Here is a 15,450-nt window from a genome sequence, read left to right on the forward strand (position 1 = left end):
CGCGCCGGTCGGGTCCTCCGCTCGCGGAGCTCCCCACCGGCGCGGTCCCGCGCCTCCCCCGCAACAGAAAGGGCGCCCCGTGCCGCTCATCCGCATGACCGACGTGCGCAAGGTGTACCCCGGCGCAGGGCGCGGCGCCGCCCCGACCGCGGCCGTCGACGGCGTGAGCCTCGAGATCGACGCGGGCGACGTCTACGGAGTGATCGGCTACTCCGGCGCCGGCAAGAGCACGCTCGCGCGCCTCGTCAACGCCCTCGAGCCCGCGACCAGCGGCAGCATCGAGATCGACGGCCGCGAGACCGTGGGCCTGCCCGAGCGCGAGCTGCGCCGGCTGCGCCTGGGCATCGGGATGATCTTCCAGCAGTTCAACCTGTTCGGCTCGAAGACCGTGGGGCAGAACGTCGCCTACCCGCTGCAGGTCGCGGGCGTCCCGCGCACGGAGCAGCGCGCCCGCGTCGACGAGATGCTCCGCTTCGTCGGCCTGAGCGACAAGGCGCGCAGCCACCCGGAGCAGCTCTCGGGCGGGCAGAAGCAACGCGTCGGCATCGCCCGCGCCCTCGCCGCCTCCCCGCGCATCCTGCTGGCCGACGAGGCCACCAGCGCGCTCGACCCGGACACGACAGGCGAGGTGCTCGCCCTCCTCCGCCGCATCAACGAGGAGCTGGGCGTCACCATCGTCGTGATCACCCACGAGATGGACGTGGTCCAGCAGCTCGCGACGAAGGTCGCGGTGATGGAGTCGGGCCGCATCGTGGAGCGCGGGCCCGTCTTCGACGTGTTCTCGGCCCCGCGCGAGCCGGTCACCCGCCGCTTCGTCTCCACGGTCGTCCGCTCGGTGCCCTCGCCCGCGGAGGCGGCCGTCCTGCGCGCGCGCCACCGCGGTCGGCTGGTCACGCTCTCGTTCTCGGACGACTCCGCCTCCCAGGGCGACGTCTTCGCCGAGGTCGCGGCCGCCGGCGTGCCGCTCGAGCTCGTCTACGGCGGCATCACCGACGTCCGCGGACGGGCATTCGGCCACCTCACGGTCGCCCTCGACGCGCCGGACGGCGTCGTCGACCCCCTCCTCGCCCGCCTCGGCGGACGCGTCGCCCTCACGGAGGTGCCCCGATGAACGAGCTGATCCCGCTCCTGCCCAAGCTCGTCCAGGCGACCGGCGAGACGCTCTTCATCGTCGCGCTGAGCCTCCTCTTCGGCGGGCTCGGCGGACTGCTGATCGGACTGGGCCTCGCGCTCACCCGCGGCGGCGCCCTCTACGCGAACCGGGTGGTCTACGGACTGCTCAACGTGATCGTGAACGTGTTCCGGCCGATCCCGTTCATCATCTTCATCGCCGCGGCCCAGCCGCTGGCCCGGCTGGTGGTCGGCTCCGGCATCGGCACGGACGCGATCGTCTTCACCCTCTCGCTCGGCGCCGCCTTCGGCATCGGGCGGATCGTGGAGCAGAACCTGCTGACCGTGCAGCCCGGCGTGATCGAGGCGGCGCGGTCGGTCGGAGCGAGCCGGTTCCGGATCGTCCGCACGGTGCTGCTGCCGGAGGCGCTCGGTCCGCTGATCCTCGGCTACACGTTCGTGTTCGTCGCCGTGATCGACATGTCGGCGGTCGCCGGATACATCGGCGCCGGCGGGCTCGGCAACTTCGCGATCCAGTACGGCTACCGGCAGTTCGAGCCGGTCGTCACCTGGGCCGCGGTGCTCGTGATCATCGTGATCGTGCAGCTGGTGCAGCTGCTCGGCAACGTGCTGGCCCGCCGCGTCCTGCGCCGCTGAGGCCGCCCCCGCACGAAAGCGGGACGCCACTCCGGTACGCGACACGCAAGGGTCGCTGTACCGGAGTGGCGTCTCGTGGAGGCCCGTCCGCCGGGGCGGGAGGCGTCAGTAGCGCGGCTTGCGCTCCGGGCGCTCGCTCGAGCGGCTCGGGCCGCTGGGGCGTCCGCCGCGGTCGGCGCCGGCGCGGCTCGGACGGCGGTCCGGCTTCAGCTCGATCAGCTGGCCGCTGATGCGGGTGTCGGCGAGGCGGTCGAGCACGTCCTGGGGCAGGTCGGCCGGCAGCTCCACGATCGAGAAGTCCGGGCGGATGTCGATGTGCCCGAAGTCGCCGCGGTTGAGGCCGCCCTCGTTCGCGAGCGCGCCCACGATCTGGCGGGGCTCGACGCGCTGGCGGCGGCCGACCTCGATCCGGTACGAGGCGAGGTTGCTGTTCGCCGGGCGCTGACGGCGCTCGGGACGCTCGCCCCGGTCGCCGCCGCGGTCGAAGCGGTCGCCGCGCTCGGGGCGGTCGCCCCGGTCGGGCCGGGAGTCGCGGTCCTCGCGCTCGCGACGGGCGAAGCGGGGGTCGTCGGGCGAGAGCAGCAGCGGCTCCTCGCCCTGCGCGACGATGGCCAGCGCGGCGGCGACGTCCGACTCGACCACGTCGTGGTGCTCGACGTAGTGGCCGATGATGTCGCGGAAGCGCTGCAGGCGCTCGGTGTCGGCGAGCGCCGCGGTGATCGCGTCGTCGAAGCGCGAGAGGCGGGTGACGTTGACGTCCTCGACGCTCGGCATCCGCATCTCGGTCAGCGGCTGGCGGGTGGCCTTCTCGATGGCAGCGAGGAGGCGGCGCTCGCGCGGCGTGACGAAGCTGATCGCCGCTCCGCTGCGCCCCGCGCGACCGGTGCGGCCGATGCGGTGGACGTACGACTCGGTGTCGATCGGGATGTCGTAGTTGACGACGTGGCTGATGCGCTCGACGTCGAGGCCGCGGGCGGCGACGTCGGTCGCGACGAGGATGTCGAGCTTGCCCGACTTCAGCTGCTCGACGGTGCGCTCGCGCTGGGCCTGGGCCACGTCTCCGCTGATCGCCGCCGCGGTGTAGCCGCGGGCGCGCAGCTTCTCGGCCAGCGTCTCCGTCTCGCTCTTCGTGCGGACGAACACGATCATGCCCTCGAAGTTCTCGACCTCGAGGATGCGGGTGAGGGCGTCGACCTTCTGCGGGTACGACACCATCAGGTAGCGCTGGGTGGTGTTGACGGAGGTCGTGGTCTTGTTCTTGACCGTGATCTCCTCCGGCTCCTTCAGGTACTTGCCGGAGATGCGGCGGATCTGCGCGGGCATCGTCGCCGAGAACAGCGCGATCTGCTTCTCGACGGGGGTGTCGGCGAGGATCGTCTCGACATCCTCCGCGAAGCCCATCTTGAGCATCTCGTCGGCCTCGTCGAGAACCAGGAACTTCAGCTGCGAGAGGTCGAGGGTGCCCTTCTCGAGGTGGTCCATGATGCGGCCGGGCGTGCCGACGACGACGTGGACGCCGCGGCGGAGCGCGGAGAGCTGGGTGCCGTAGCCCTGGCCGCCGTAGACGGGGAGGACGTGGACGCCGCGGAGGCCGGACGCGTAGCGCTCGAACGCCTCGCACACCTGCAGCGCGAGCTCGCGGGTCGGGGCCAGCACGAGGGCCTGCGGCGTCTTCTGCGAGACGTCGAGGCGCGAGAGGATCGGCAGCGCGAACGCCGCGGTCTTGCCGGTGCCGGTCTGGGCGACGCCGAGGACGTCGCGGCCGGAGAGGAGGGACGGGATCGTCGCGGCCTGGATGGCCGAGGGCGTCTCGTAGCCGACCTCCTTGAGTGCCTTGAGGACCGGGTCGGAGAGACCGAGGTCGGAGAAGGTGAGCGTGGGGGCGCTCTCGGAAGCGGTGTCGGCTTCGGGGGCGGAATCGGGGGTATCGGTGGACGCCATGGTGCAACGGTAGTGCTCCGGCGGCACCGCCGTCCGAGGGAACCCCGAACGCTCGGGCGATCCCGACCCTCCGGAGGCGCCTCGAGCGCCCGTCACGGGGTGAAGTCGAGCAGCACCTTGCTCGAGCGCGAGGCGTCGCGGGCGAGCTCGAAGGCCTCGAGCGCGCGCTCCACCGGCACCACCTGCGTGACCACCGGCGCCACCGCGAGGCTCCCGTCGGCGAGCGCCGCCAGCACCTCGTCGATCTCGTCGACGAAGAGGAAGGAGCCGATCAGGCGCAGCTCCCGGGTGATCGCGAGCGAGATCTGGGCCGGCTGCTCGCCCGAGGGGAGGAGTCCCACCATCACGACGGTGCCGCCGCGGGCGGCGCCCCGGACGGCCGAGGCGAGGCCGCGCGGGCTGCCCGAGGACTCGAAGACGACGTCGGCCGCGACCTCGGCGATCGCGTCGGCGTCGGTCGCGCGGATCGTCCGGGTCGCGCCGACCGCCCGGGCGATCGCGAGGGGCTCCTCGGCCAGGTCGACGGCGACGATCTCGGCCGCCCCCGCCCGCTTCAGCACGGCGACGATCAGCGCCCCGATCGGGCCGCTGCCGATCACCAGCGCTCGCCGTCCCGACACTTCACCCGCGCGCGACACCGCGTGCCAGGCGACGCTCGCCGGCTCCGCGAGCGCCGCCTCCCGGAGCCCGAGACCGGCGGGCAGCTCGCGGAGCATGCGCGCCGGCAGCACCGCGTGGCGGGCGAACGCGCCCGGGGTGTGCGGCATCCGCGCGGCGCTGCCCAGATAAGTGCCCTCGGTCGCGAGGTTGGGGCGCCCGTCGGGCCACTCGCCGCGAGCGGTCGCGGGGTGCACGGCGACGGCCGCGCCGACCGGGGGTCCCGAGCCGTCCACCGCTGCCTCGACGACCGTGCCGACCACCTCGTGGCCGAGCGTCAGCGGCTCGCGGAGGATCGACTCGCCCGCGGCGCCGTGCGTCCAGTAGTGCAGATCGGAGCCGCAGTTCCCGCCGTACGCGACGGCGACGAGGGCCTCGCCGGGGCCGCGCGGCGCGAGTGGCGCCTCCTCGACGCGGAGGTCGCCGGCGGCGTGGACGACGACGCGGGTGGTGGAGGCGGGGACGAGCGCGGTCATACGGGTTCCGTTCGGTGGGTCGAGGGGTGACTCAGACGACGACGGTCATGCCGCCGTCGATGAAGACGACCTGCCCGTTGACGTAGTCCGAGCCGTCGGAGGCGAGCCAGACGGCGGGGCCGATCAGGTCCTCGACGCGGCCCCAGCGCGCGGCGGGCGTGCGGCCGAGGATCCAGCTGTCGAACGCCTCGTCGTCGACGAGGCCCTGCGTCATCTCGGTGTGGATGTAGCCCGGCGCGATCGCGTTGACCTGGATGCCGTGCTGCGCCCACTCCGCCGTCATCGCGCGGGTGAGGTTGCGGACCCCGCCCTTTGAGGCGGTGTAGGGCGCGATCGTCGGCCGCGCGAGATCGGCCTGCACCGAGGCGACGTTGACGATCTTCCCGGCGCCGCGCGGGATCATCCGCTTCGCCGCCGCCCGGCCGACCACGAAGGCGCTGGTGAGGTTCGTGCGCAGCACCCGCTCCCAGTCGGCGACCTCGAGCTCGAGCAGGGGCACGCGGTGCTGGACGCCGGCGTTGTTGACCAGGATGCGCAGCGGGCCCACCGCCTCCTCGATCCAGGCGACGCCCGCCTCGGCGGCCGCGTCGTCGGTGACGTCGGCGGGGAGCGCTCGCGCGCGGAGGCCGGGCCGAGACGTCCCGCTGCGCGCCGGGACGCCGGCGAGGGGCGGTGTCTCGGCGCGGGGCGGTGTCTCGGCACTGACGGGCAGCGGGAAGCCGGCGCCTCACCGCTGCCGGGCGCGTGAGCACGGCAGCTCGGCGGAGAGGCGCGGCGCGAGAGCAGCCTCCGCGCGTCGGCGCAAGGGCCCCCGCTCCGGGCGTCCCCGACCTAGCGTCGGAGGATCGGCATCATCGAGCGAAGGAGCACGACATGGCATCAGGAGTCGCAACGGTCTGGGTCCCCGTCACGGACATGGAGCGGGCGGTCGCGTTCTACCGCGACACGCTCGGCCTCGAGGTCAAGGACACCTCGGCCGACTGGTCGGAGCTGGACGCCGGCGGGCTGATGATCGGCCTGAACGCCCGCGAATCGGCCACGGTCGCGGAGCAGGGCGGGGCGGTCATCTCGTTCCAGCCCGAGGGCTCGATCGAGGACGAGCTGGAGCGCCTCACGGCGCGGGGCGCGTCGATCGAGGGTGAGATCAGCGACCACGAGTGGGGCCGCATCCTCCCCTTCAAGGACTCGGAGGGCAACGACCTCCAGTTCTACTCGCCGCCGCAGAGCTGAGCGGAGGGCCGCCGTCGAGGCGGCCACGACGAGCGGCGGGCGGGCCGGAGCCGGAGGGCTGCGGTCCGCCCGCCTCTGTGCGTCGCGCGGGCGGTCCTTCCCCGCGCAGGTGCGTCGCCCGGCCGGTCCGATCCTCGGATCGTCTCTCCGCCGCACGTGAGGCCCTCCTCCCAGCTAGCCTCCGCACCTGAGGTCCTAGGATCAGCTGTCCGCCGCATCTGCGGACTCCAGATCCGGAGGTCCCCGTGCATCGTCGCCTGCTCCCCCTCGTCCCGGCCGCTGCCGCGCTCCTCCTGCTCGCCGGCTGCTCCGCTCCGTCGACCCCCGCCGGCGATACGGCCACCGGCGGCGCGACGTCCTCGGTCGGCGGCTCCATCACGGTCTTCGCCGCCGCCTCGCTGAAGGGCGCGTTCACCGAGCTCGCCACGGGGTTCGAGGCCGCCGAGCCCGGCGCGCAGGTCGAGCTCTCCTTCGCCGGCTCCTCCGACCTCGCGACGCAGATCGTCAACGGCGCCCCGGCCGACGTCTTCGCCTCCGCCGACGAGCGCACGATGTCCACCGTCGCCGAGGCCGGGCTCGTCGACGGGAACCCGGTCGACATCGCCACGAACACGCTCGAGATCGCCGTGCCTCCCGGCAACCCGGCGCAGGTCGCCTCGCTCGCCGACCTCGCCCGGCCCGGGACCGCCACCGTCGTCTGCGCGCCGCAGGTGCCGTGCGGAGCGGCGGCCGCCGCGGTCGAGCAGGCCGCCGGGGTCGACATCTCTCCCGTGAGCGAGGAGTCGTCGGTCACCGACGTGCTCGGCAAGGTGTCCTCGGGCGAGGCGGACGCCGGGCTCGTCTACGCGACCGACGTCCGCGGGGCTGCGGGCTCGGTCACCGGCATCCCCTTCGCCGAGGCCTCGGAGGCGGTGAACACGTACCCGATCGCGGCGCTGACCGGAGCGGGCGACCCGGCCACGGCGGCGGCCTTCGTCGCGTACGTCGCCTCCGACGCCGGGCGCGCGGTGCTCGCGGCGGCCGGGTTCGGAGCACCGTGAGAGGCGTCGCGGCGTCGGAGGAGGCCTGCAGGGCGGTCGGCGGGTCGGTCATAGGAGGGTCGTAGGACGGTCATCGGAGGCGCAGAGCCCCGGCCGCAAGGGTTGCTCGCGACGGACACCACGATCGACGAGGAGCACGACCATGACCCGCATCCCGGAGCCCCGCAGCACGCCCGACGGACCGGCCTACGAGGGCCGCCGGCTCGACCGCCCCGAGGAGGAGGTGGTCGACCAGGGCCTCCCGTTCGACGTGGGGACCCTCTTCTCGCGGCGCGGCGTGCTGACGCTGGTCGGCGCGGGGGCGGCGACCCTCGGGCTCGCAGCATGCGCCACCGGAGGATCGGGATCCGCCTCCTCCGCCGCCGCGACCGCCACCGCGACCGCCACGGCCGGGGCCGGCACCGCGGTCGCCGGCGAGATCCCCGACGAGACGGCCGGCCCCTACCCGGGCGACGGCTCGAACGGGGTCGACGTCCTCGAGCGCTCCGGGATCGTCCGCAGCGACCTGCGCACCAGCATCGGCGGCGGCGCGACGGCCGACGGGGTCCCCCTGGCGCTCACTCTGACGATCCTCGACGCGGCGAGCGGGGGCGTGCCGTTCGCCGGAGCCGCCGTGTACGTCTGGCACTGCGACGCGCACGGGGACTACTCGATGTACTCCCGCGGCGTCGAGGACGAGACGTACCTCCGCGGCGTGCAGGTCGCCGACGCGTCGGGCGTCGTCTCCTTCGCCTCGATCGTCCCGGCCTGCTACTCCGGCCGCTGGCCGCACATCCACTTCGAGGTGTACCCGGGAGCGGACTCGATCACCGACGCGTCGAACGCGATCGCGACCTCGCAGGTCGCCCTGCAGGAGGAGGCGTGCACCGCGGTCTACGCCCTCGAGTCGTATGCGGGCTCGGCCGCGAACCTCGCCCGGGTCGGCCTGGAATCCGACTCCGTCTTCGGCGACGACGGCGGAGCCCTGCAGCTCGCGACGATGTCCGGCAGCCCGGCGTCCGGCTACTCCGCGGCACTCACGGCGAGCGTCGACACCCGCACCGCGCCGACCGCGGGCGCCGCGCCCCGCAGCCGCTGACCCCCGTCCTCCTCCGCGGGACGCGGCTCCGGTCCGCGACATGCCGACGGAGGCGTACCGGAGCGGCCTCTCGCGAGAGGGGAACGGGCGTCAGCGCAGGAGGCGGCGGGCGACGGCCACGGCGCCGAGGGCGGCGAGGACCCAGGGGCCGCCGACGAGCAGCGGGTCGAGGATCTGGTGGCGCACGTCGGTCCGGCCGCGGCGCGAGGCGATCGGGTGCGCGTGCGCCTCGGCCAGCACACCGGTCTCGGTGATCGGATCGTCCGGCCGTGTCGTGAGCAGCGAGCGGAGGTGCGCCCCGGTCGACTCCACCCGGTCGCCCAGCACGAGCAGCAGCCAGTGCGCGTGGCGCCCCTCGCTGAACCGGTCGTAGGCGTAGCGGCGGATCGCGCCGGAGACACCGTGGAGGGGCTGCGCCGTGCCGAAGACGGCGGGCAGCTCGAGGTGCTCGATGCTCTTCTCGCGACGGCCGTGCGTCCGCATCCTCTCCGGGCGCTCCCAGTGCGCGCCCGAGACGAGGTCGCTGCGCTCGCGGGGGAAGGCGGGCCGGTCGGCGGGGTCGAGGTCGGCGCCCCAGCCCGGGATGCGGGCACGCAGCTCCTCGGCGGTCGGCACGCGGACGGGGCGGTCGGCGGTGTACGGCACGGGATCCTCCTACGGGACGACGACGGTCTTGATGCAGCCGTCGAGCTTGGACGAGAACAGGTGGTACCCCTCGGCGATGTGCTCGAGCGGGATGCGGTGCGTGATCAGGTCGCTGGGCGTGATGTGCCCGGCACGGATGTGCTCGAACAGGCGCGGCCACTGGCGGGTGACGGGGGCCTGGTTCATCCGCAGCGTGAGGCCCTTGTTGACGGCGTCGCCGAACTTGACGGCGCTCGCGAGCGGCCCGTAGGCGCCCATCACCGAGACGGTGCCGCCCTTCCGGACGCCGTCGATCGCCCAGTTGAGCGCGATCGGCGAGCCGCCCTGCAGCTTGAGCTTGGCGCCGGTGACGTGCTGGAGGAGGTTCCCGTCGGCCTCCGCGCCGACCGCGTCGATCACGACGTCGGCGCCGAGACCGCCGGTGGTCTTCTTGAGGGTGACGATGAGGTCGTCCTCCTCGGTGTAGTCGATCGTCTCCGCGAAGGCGAACTCGCGGGCCTTGGCGAGGCGGTAGTCGATCTGGTCGACGACGATGACGCGGCCGGCGCCCATCAGCCAGGCGGACCGCGCGGCGGCCAGGCCGACCGGTCCGGCTCCGAGCACCACGACCGTGTCGCCCTCGACGATGTCGCCGAGCTGCGCGCCGAAGTAGCCGGTCGAGAAGGCGTCGGTGAGCATCAGGGCGTCCTCGTGCGGCAGCCACTCGGGGATCCTCGTCGGGCCCACGTCGGCGAACGGGACGCGCACGTACTCCGCCTGCCCGCCGTCGTAGCCGCCCGCCGAGTGCGAGTAGCCGTAGATGCCGCCGATCGCGGTGGCGTTCGGATTCACGTTGTGGCAGTTGGAGTAGAGGCCGCGGGAGCAGAACCAGCAGGAGCCGCAGTAGATGGTGAAGGGGACCATCACCGTGTCGCCGACGCTGAGGTTCTGCACCGACGAGCCGACCTCGTCGACCACGCCGATGAACTCGTGGCCGAAGGTGTGGCCGATCCGGGTGTCCGGGAGAAGCCCGTGGTAGAGGTGCAGGTCGGATCCGCAGATCGCCGCCATCGTCACCCGGACGATCGCGTCGTTCGGGTGCTCGATCCTCGGCCGGTCCTTCTCCTCCACGCGGACCTTGTAGGGGCCCCGGTAGACCATCGCGCGCATGCCGCCTCCTGTGTCGTCGTCCCTTCAGCGTGCGTCGTGCTCCCGCCGGTCCTCCAGGGGGTTGCGCGCGGGGCCCGGGATCCCCAGCGCCCGTCCCTCCGCGTTCCTCTCCTCCCTCTCCGCGAGATGCCACCCGGATGCGCGGCACGCCGCAGGAGGCGCTCCGCAGCGGCATCTCGTGGAGAGGAGACGGGCACTGCACAGGCTCAGCCGCGGACGTAGGATCGACTCCATGCCGCAGATACGGATCAGGGACGCCGCCGCCGCGCTCGGCGTGAGCGACGACACGCTGCGGCGCTGGATCGAGAACGGGACGCTCGAGAGCGCGAAGGACGCGTCCGGGAGACGCGTCGTCGACGGCCTCGAGGTCGCCCGGCTCGCCCGCGCGAACGCCGTGCTGCCGGAGGATCCGTCCCCGGTCGCGCGCTCGGCCCGCAACCGCTTCGTCGGGATCGTCACCGGCATCGTGATGGACACCGTGATGGCGCAGGTCGAGCTGCAGTGCGGTCCGCACCGCGTGGTCTCGCTGATGAGCAGCGAGGCGGTCCGCGAGCTCGGGCTCGAGCCCGGGTCTCCCGCGGTGGCGGTGGTCAAGGCGACCACGGTCATCGTCGAGACGCCGCTCGCCCGCGGCTGATGCGCACCGGGTCCGGCCTGCCGCGCTGGGTCGTGGCCGTCGCCGCGCTCGGCGCCCTGCTGGTGCTGCTCCCGCTCGCCGCGATCCTCGCCCGCGTCGACTGGCCGCAGTTCCTGCCGCTGATCACCTCCGACTCCTCCGTCGCCGCGCTCCTGCTGAGCCTGCGCACCTCCGCCGTCGCCACCCTGCTGTGCCTGCTGCTCGGCACCCCGATGGCGCTCGTGCTCGCCCGCACGGCCTTCCCCGGCCAGCGCCTGCTCCGCTCGCTGGTGCTGCTGCCGCTGGTGCTCCCGCCGGTGGTCGGCGGGCTGGCGCTGCTCTTCACCTTCGGGCGGATGGGCCTGCTCGGCGGCGCGCTGGAGGCCCTCGGCGTCCGCATCGCGTTCTCGACCACCGCCGTCGTGATCGCGCAGACCTTCGTGGCCCTGCCGTTCCTGGTGCTGACGCTCGAGGGCGCGCTGCGCAGCGCCGGCGCGCGGTACGAGTCGGTCGCCGCGACACTCGGCGCCTCCCCCGGTACGGTGCTCCGGCGGATCACGCTGCCGCTGATCCTGCCGGGCCTCGCCTCGGGCGCGATCCTCTCGTTCGCGCGGGCGCTCGGCGAGTTCGGGGCGACGCTGACCTTCGCCGGCAGCCTCGAGGGCACGACGCGCACCCTCCCGCTCGAGATCTACCTGCAGCGGGAGAGCGATCCGGACGCGGCGGTCGCCCTCGCGCTGGTGCTCGTGGTGGTCGCGGTGCTCGTGATCGGTCTCGCGCACGGCCGCTCCGCCCGGGGGGTGCCGCGGTGAGCCTGCTGCTGGAGGCGCGGCTCGCGGCGCGCGGGATCGGCGTGCGGATCGACGTGGCCGAGGGCGAGACGATCGCGCTGCTCGGGCCCAACGGCGCGGGCAAGTCGACCGTGCTCGAGCTGATCGCCGGCCTCGTCCGCGCCGACTCCGGGCGGGCGACCGCCGGCGGCGAGCTGCTCTTCGACGACCGCCGGTGGACTCCTCCGCACCGGCGCCCCGTCGCCCTGCTGGCGCAGGATCCGCTGCTGTTCCCGCACCTCAGCGTGCGCGAGAACGCGGCGTTCGGTCCGCGCAGCGCCGGCGCCGGGCGGGCGCGGTCCCGCGAGCGGGCGGAGCGCGAGCTGGCCGCCGCGGGCGTGGCCGACCTGGCCGACCGGCGCCCGGGGAGCCTCTCCGGCGGCCAGGCGCAGCGGGTCGCCCTCGCCCGGGCCCTCGCGACCGACCCGCGCCTTCTGCTGCTCGACGAGCCGCTGGCCGCGGTCGACGCCCGGACCGCCCCGGTCCTCCGCCGGATGCTCCGCGAGGTGCTCGCCGACCGCTCGGCGATCGTGGTCACCCACGACGTGCTCGACGCCTGGACCCTCGCCGACCGGGTTCTGGTGCTGCACGGCGGCCGGGTGGTCGAGGAGGGGCCGACCGCCCGCGTCCTCACGCGCCCGCGCACCGCGTTCACCGCCGAGCTCGCCGGGCTCGAGCTGCTCGAGGGCGTCCGCACCGCGACGGGTCTGCGCACCGCCGACGGGCACGAGCTGTCCGGAGTCGCGGCCGAGCCGGTCGCGGTCGGCGCCGCGGTGCTCGCCGCGGTCCGTCCCTCCGCCTTCTCCGTCGGAGAGGGAGGCCTCCGCGCCGTGATCACCGATGTGGAGCAGCGGGGAGACGCGGTGCGGGTGCGCAGCGCGCTCCTGACCGCCGACGTCCCGCCGGCCGACGCGGCACGCCTCGACCTCGCGCCCGGCCGCGAGGCAGGCTTCACCGTCGCTCCGGAGGATCTGCTGGTCTACCCGGCGTGAGGGGCGGGCACGAGGAGACGGCTCGCCACCCTGGGCGTGGGAGGGCGAGCGCCCGCCCCGCTACTCCGCCCCGCCGTCGTCCCCGCCGGGCGCCGCGCCGGACAGCGGGAGCCGCGCCCTCACCCGCGCCCCCGCCAGCACGGGCGAGTCCGAGAGCTCCAACGAGCCCCCGTAGACCGCGAGCTGCCGCTCCAGCCGCGCCAGGCCCGAGCGCGTCGACCCCTCGACGAGTCCGCGGCCGTCGTCGTCGAGGGTGAGCACCGCGACGCCCGCCTCCTCGTCGCCGCGCACCCGCAGCGAGGAGGCGCCGCCGTGCTTCAGCGCGTTGGTGACCGCCTCCTCCAGGAACCGGACCAGGAGCATCCGCTGGTCGAGCGGCGCCTCGGCGCCCTCGGCGGCGAGCGCCGGGATGCGGCCGAGGTCGAGGTCGACGGCGATCTCGGGAGGGAGTCGCGCGACGAGGTCGCGGACGGCGGGGACCAGGCCGTGGTCGATCTCGACCGGGTAGAGGGCGTGGCCGACCGCGCGCACCTCGTCCTCGCGGAGCCGGTCGAGCCGGGCGGCGATGGCGAGCAGCCGCTCCGAGGCCGCCTCGTCGGATGCGCTCGCGACCGCGTGCAGCTCGGCGGTCAGCACCACGAGTCCGTTCTGGAGGCCGCCGTGCAGGCTCTGCGCGACGTCGCGCCGCACCCGCAGCTCCTCCCGCTGCAGGGCCTGCACCGCCTCGAGCGCCTGCACGGAGGCGCGGGCGTGCTCCCGCTCCTTCTCGCGCACGCGCCGTGCCGCGCGCACGAGCAGGTAGCCGTAGGCGGTGATCAGCGCGATCACCGTGGATCCGACGACCAGCTCGACCGCGAGAGCGGGGAGTGCCGAGAGCGGGTAGACGCCGGTCAGCACCTGGAGGCAGCAGCGGACGAGTCCCATCCCCACGGCGATGACCGCCGTCCGGGCCACGCGGGCGCCGCCGGTCGAGCGCTCGGGGCGCAGCACCGCGACCAGGGCGATCGCGAGCCCGATCGTCGACACGTTGACCAGGACGCGCGTCGTCACGTCGAGCAGCGGCCCCGGATCGACGCTCCGCAGCGTCCGCGACAGCATCCCGAGCGCGAAGACGGCCTGGAGCGCGGCCAGCAGCGAGAGGACGCCGCCGAGGAGGGCCATCGCTCCGAGGACGATGCGGTTGTCCTCGCGCGTGTCGCTCGGGCCGGCGCTCATCCGGTGTGCTCGAGGAAGAGGAGCGTCGCGTCGACCCGCGGGTTGCGCTCGCCGTCCGACCGCACGCCGAGGCCCGCGTAGACGGCGTTGACGTGGTTGTCGACCGAGCGGACCGCGATGCCGAGGCGCTCGCCGATCGCGGCGTTGGTCAGCCCCGATGCGAGACCCGAGAGCACCTCGTACTGGCGCGGGCTCAGCGCGGCGACCGGGGAGTCGCGGCGGGCCGCGCGGGCGGCGACCAGCGCCGGATCGAGCACGGTGCGGCCGTCCGCCGTCGCGCGGACGGAGGCGAGCAGCGCGGGGGCGGAGAGGAGGAGGTCTTCGAGAGGTAGCTCCAGCCGCGGGCCTCGGCGCGGTCGAGGCGGAGGAAGCGGTGCATCGCGTCGACGGCCGAGAGCAGGACGATGCCCAGCCCCGGCGCGGTGGACCGCAGCCGGCGCCCGAGCTCGATGCCGTCCCCGTCGCCGAGCTCGATGTCGAGGATCGCCACGTCGAGCTCCGCGGGCCGCAGCACCGACCGCGCCTCCGTGGCGGATCCGGCCTCCACGACGCTCCGCACGCCCGGCACCGCGCGCAGCAGCGACGACAGCATGTGCCGGTAGAGGGGCTGGTCGTCGACGACGGCCAGCCTGAGCTCCGGAACGCCCCCCACGGATGTCATCCGCCCATCTTCACCCATGCTCCGGAGGTCGAGGCGTCCCTCGACCGGGGGTCACCGCGCGAGGATCCGCGTCGGCTCGCGGGCGGCGGCGGGCGCCTGCCCCGTGAGCGGGGGATCAGGAGTGACGGGGCGGGGTCGATGAGGCGGGTACGGAGGGGCGTGGGGTGGGCTCCGGGAAGGGCGGTGAGGAGCAGAGCCGCACGCCGCTCCGGTTCGCCCGCCGCGCCGCGTCGGAGTGCCCACCGCGCCGCTCAAGACAGCCGGACGCCCGTCAGGGCGAGGCCCGCGGCGGCCGCCGCGACGGCGAGCGCAGCCGTGCCGACGCCGTACCCCAGGCCGGCCCGGCGAGCGTCGCGACCGGCACGACGCCCAACGGGGGCAGTGCGGCGCCGATCGCGGCGCGGGCAGCCGTGCCGACGGCTCCGCCCGCCGCGACGAGGAGGATCGCGGAGGGTCGCAGGTGGAGGGGTCGCGTCACTCCGCGAGGTCCCAGGGCGCCGGGCGCGACGGGTCGCGGTCGGCGCGCGGGACGACGAGCACGGGGCGGTGCTGACGGTGCGCGAGGTGGGCGGCGACGCTCCCGCTGAGGAACTCGGCGATGCTCGCGAGCACGCCCGCGTCGCGGGTGCCGACCACGATCATCCGCGCGTCGACCTCCTCGGCGACCTCGGCGAGCGCCAGGGCGGGCTCGCCCCGCGCCGCGCGCAGCGACCACTGCACGGTGCTGCCATCCAGCTCGTGCTCGACCGTCTCGCGGAGCCCGGGCGGGAGGGACGGGCCCTCGCCGCGGTCGGCCGCGGCGCCGACGAAGCCGAGCGGGATGCCGCCGGTCATCGGATCGACGTACTCGCCGACGAGGTACGGATCGGCCGAGACCGACACGAGCAGCAGGGCGGCTCCGGCGTCGGCGGCGACGCGGGCGGCGGTGCGCAGGACCTCGGGTCGCTGGCCGTCGACGATGCCGACGAGGACGGGCCCGGTGGGGGTGGGTGCGGTCATGAGGAGCTCCTTCCCGGTTGCGCCCCATCCTGGCACCGCACGGGCGCGAGCGGTCGGAGCATCCGTGCCGGATCCGTCGTGATCGTTCCGTCATGCGCGGGCCTCGGGCTAGAGTGGCTCGTCGCCGGATCCCCACCGGCCCCCGACCCCCCGT

General features: G+C 74.5%; 18 protein-coding genes. 8 read left to right on the forward strand and 10 right to left on the reverse strand.

Translation table 11 applies throughout. From position 1 onward, the window contains the following. The first annotated feature begins 79 nt into the window (after positions 1-79). Positions 80-1,111, forward strand: coding sequence for a methionine ABC transporter ATP-binding protein (locus C5C54_RS08395; protein ID WP_258063273.1), 1,032 nt, complete (start codon positions 80-82; stop codon positions 1,109-1,111). Further along, positions 1,108-1,767, forward strand: coding sequence for a methionine ABC transporter permease (locus tag C5C54_RS08400; RefSeq protein ID WP_104288128.1), 660 nt, complete (start codon positions 1,108-1,110; stop codon positions 1,765-1,767). The genes C5C54_RS08395 and C5C54_RS08400 overlap by 4 nt, the downstream gene beginning before the upstream one ends. 105 nt (positions 1,768-1,872) lie before the next feature. Here C5C54_RS08400 and C5C54_RS08405 read toward each other — a convergent pair whose 3' ends face one another. From C5C54_RS08405 to C5C54_RS08415, 3 genes are all read right to left on the reverse strand, one after another. Next, positions 1,873-3,708 (reverse strand): DEAD/DEAH box helicase, encoded by a 1,836-nt coding sequence (locus tag C5C54_RS08405; protein WP_104222455.1) that lies wholly within the window; start codon positions 3,706-3,708, stop codon positions 1,873-1,875. Between the two features lie 92 nt (positions 3,709-3,800). Next, entirely contained in the window at positions 3,801-4,841 is a 1,041-nt protein-coding gene (locus C5C54_RS08410) for an L-idonate 5-dehydrogenase (RefSeq protein ID WP_104288129.1), read from the reverse strand. A 31-nt stretch (positions 4,842-4,872) separates the two neighbouring features. Then, positions 4,873-5,553 (reverse strand): SDR family oxidoreductase, encoded by a 681-nt coding sequence (locus tag C5C54_RS08415; RefSeq protein WP_104288130.1) that lies wholly within the window; start codon positions 5,551-5,553, stop codon positions 4,873-4,875. Between the two features lie 161 nt (positions 5,554-5,714). On the opposite strand from C5C54_RS08415, the gene C5C54_RS08420 reads away from it, so the two are divergent. From C5C54_RS08420 to C5C54_RS08430, 3 genes are all read left to right on the forward strand, one after another. After that, complete coding sequence (locus C5C54_RS08420) at positions 5,715-6,071, forward strand: VOC family protein (RefSeq protein WP_104288131.1); 357 nt, start codon at positions 5,715-5,717, stop codon at positions 6,069-6,071. Between the two features lie 245 nt (positions 6,072-6,316). After that, on the forward strand, positions 6,317-7,111 hold the full coding sequence (modA, locus tag C5C54_RS08425) for a molybdate ABC transporter substrate-binding protein (RefSeq protein ID WP_104249990.1): 795 nt from the start codon (positions 6,317-6,319) through the stop codon (positions 7,109-7,111). A gap of 142 nt (positions 7,112-7,253) precedes the next feature. Beyond that, positions 7,254-8,189: an intradiol ring-cleavage dioxygenase gene (locus C5C54_RS08430; RefSeq protein ID WP_104288132.1), complete on the forward strand. Its 936-nt coding sequence runs from the start codon at positions 7,254-7,256 to the stop codon at positions 8,187-8,189. A 90-nt stretch (positions 8,190-8,279) separates the two neighbouring features. Here C5C54_RS08430 and C5C54_RS08435 read toward each other — a convergent pair whose 3' ends face one another. Both C5C54_RS08435 and C5C54_RS08440 read right to left on the reverse strand, forming a co-directional pair. Beyond that, positions 8,280-8,834 carry a hypothetical protein gene (locus C5C54_RS08435; protein WP_104288133.1) on the reverse strand — a complete coding sequence of 185 codons (555 nt, stop codon included), beginning with the start codon at positions 8,832-8,834 and terminating at the stop codon, positions 8,280-8,282. Positions 8,835-8,843: 9 nt separating this feature from the next. Continuing rightward, positions 8,844-9,983 carry a zinc-dependent alcohol dehydrogenase gene (locus tag C5C54_RS08440; RefSeq protein WP_104288134.1) on the reverse strand — a complete coding sequence of 380 codons (1,140 nt, stop codon included), beginning with the start codon at positions 9,981-9,983 and terminating at the stop codon, positions 8,844-8,846. A 232-nt stretch (positions 9,984-10,215) separates the two neighbouring features. Here C5C54_RS08440 and C5C54_RS08445 point away from each other — a divergent pair, with 232 nt between their 5' ends. Genes C5C54_RS08445 through C5C54_RS08455 form a run of 3 tightly spaced genes read left to right on the forward strand, consistent with a single transcriptional unit; the run spans position 10,216 to position 12,421 of the window. Further along, a complete protein-coding gene (locus C5C54_RS08445; protein ID WP_104222447.1) occupies positions 10,216-10,620 on the forward strand; it encodes a molybdopterin-binding protein in 405 nt (134 codons plus the stop codon). Beyond that, a complete protein-coding gene (locus C5C54_RS08450; RefSeq protein ID WP_104222446.1) occupies positions 10,620-11,411 on the forward strand; it encodes an ABC transporter permease in 792 nt (263 codons plus the stop codon). The genes C5C54_RS08445 and C5C54_RS08450 overlap by 1 nt, the downstream gene beginning before the upstream one ends. Then, complete coding sequence (locus tag C5C54_RS08455; RefSeq protein WP_104288135.1) at positions 11,408-12,421, forward strand: sulfate/molybdate ABC transporter ATP-binding protein; 1,014 nt, start codon at positions 11,408-11,410, stop codon at positions 12,419-12,421. Before C5C54_RS08450 ends, C5C54_RS08455 begins: the two co-directional genes overlap by 4 nt. A 60-nt stretch (positions 12,422-12,481) precedes the next feature. On the opposite strand, the gene C5C54_RS08460 is transcribed toward C5C54_RS08455, so the two are convergent. From C5C54_RS08460 to C5C54_RS08475, 5 genes are all read right to left on the reverse strand, one after another. Beyond that, positions 12,482-13,636, reverse strand: coding sequence for a sensor histidine kinase (locus C5C54_RS08460; protein ID WP_104288136.1), 1,155 nt, complete (start codon positions 13,634-13,636; stop codon positions 12,482-12,484). Continuing rightward, positions 13,633-13,893: a helix-turn-helix transcriptional regulator gene (locus C5C54_RS18310; RefSeq protein WP_258063275.1), complete on the reverse strand. Its 261-nt coding sequence runs from the start codon at positions 13,891-13,893 to the stop codon at positions 13,633-13,635. The genes C5C54_RS08460 and C5C54_RS18310 overlap by 4 nt, the downstream gene beginning before the upstream one ends. After that, positions 13,830-14,297 carry a response regulator transcription factor gene (locus C5C54_RS08465; protein WP_258063276.1) on the reverse strand — a complete coding sequence of 156 codons (468 nt, stop codon included), beginning with the start codon at positions 14,295-14,297 and terminating at the stop codon, positions 13,830-13,832. The genes C5C54_RS18310 and C5C54_RS08465 overlap by 64 nt, the downstream gene beginning before the upstream one ends. A gap of 271 nt (positions 14,298-14,568) precedes the next feature. Further along, positions 14,569-14,775, reverse strand: a complete 207-nt coding sequence (locus C5C54_RS08470) for a hypothetical protein (protein WP_104247674.1) — start codon at positions 14,773-14,775, stop codon at positions 14,569-14,571. Beyond that, positions 14,772-15,296 (reverse strand): universal stress protein, encoded by a 525-nt coding sequence (locus C5C54_RS08475; RefSeq protein WP_104239244.1) that lies wholly within the window; start codon positions 15,294-15,296, stop codon positions 14,772-14,774. Before C5C54_RS08475 ends, C5C54_RS08470 begins: the two co-directional genes overlap by 4 nt. Positions 15,297-15,450 lie beyond the last annotated feature (154 nt).

It is taken from the genome of Rathayibacter sp. AY1F2, from assembly GCF_002930885.1.
Lineage (GTDB): Bacteria > Actinomycetota > Actinomycetes > Actinomycetales > Microbacteriaceae > Rathayibacter.

Coding starts and splice junctions, on each gene's coding strand:
- C5C54_RS08475 (WP_104239244.1), bottom strand. CDS start 15,296: ATGACCGCACCCACCCCCACCGGGCCCGTCCTCGTCGGCATCGTCGAC.
- C5C54_RS08400 (WP_104288128.1), top strand. CDS start 1,108: ATGAACGAGCTGATCCCGCTCCTGCCCAAGCTCGTCCAGGCGACCGGC.
- C5C54_RS08410 (WP_104288129.1), bottom strand. CDS start 4,841: ATGACCGCGCTCGTCCCCGCCTCCACCACCCGCGTCGTCGTCCACGCC.
- C5C54_RS08465 (WP_258063276.1), bottom strand. CDS start 14,297: ATGACATCCGTGGGGGGCGTTCCGGAGCTCAGGCTGGCCGTCGTCGAC.
- C5C54_RS08430 (WP_104288132.1), top strand. CDS start 7,254: ATGACCCGCATCCCGGAGCCCCGCAGCACGCCCGACGGACCGGCCTAC.
- C5C54_RS08405 (WP_104222455.1), bottom strand. CDS start 3,708: ATGGCGTCCACCGATACCCCCGATTCCGCCCCCGAAGCCGACACCGCT.
- C5C54_RS08445 (WP_104222447.1), top strand. CDS start 10,216: ATGCCGCAGATACGGATCAGGGACGCCGCCGCCGCGCTCGGCGTGAGC.
- C5C54_RS08460 (WP_104288136.1), bottom strand. CDS start 13,636: ATGAGCGCCGGCCCGAGCGACACGCGCGAGGACAACCGCATCGTCCTC.
- C5C54_RS08420 (WP_104288131.1), top strand. CDS start 5,715: ATGGCATCAGGAGTCGCAACGGTCTGGGTCCCCGTCACGGACATGGAG.
- C5C54_RS08450 (WP_104222446.1), top strand. CDS start 10,620: ATGCGCACCGGGTCCGGCCTGCCGCGCTGGGTCGTGGCCGTCGCCGCG.
- C5C54_RS08440 (WP_104288134.1), bottom strand. CDS start 9,983: ATGCGCGCGATGGTCTACCGGGGCCCCTACAAGGTCCGCGTGGAGGAG.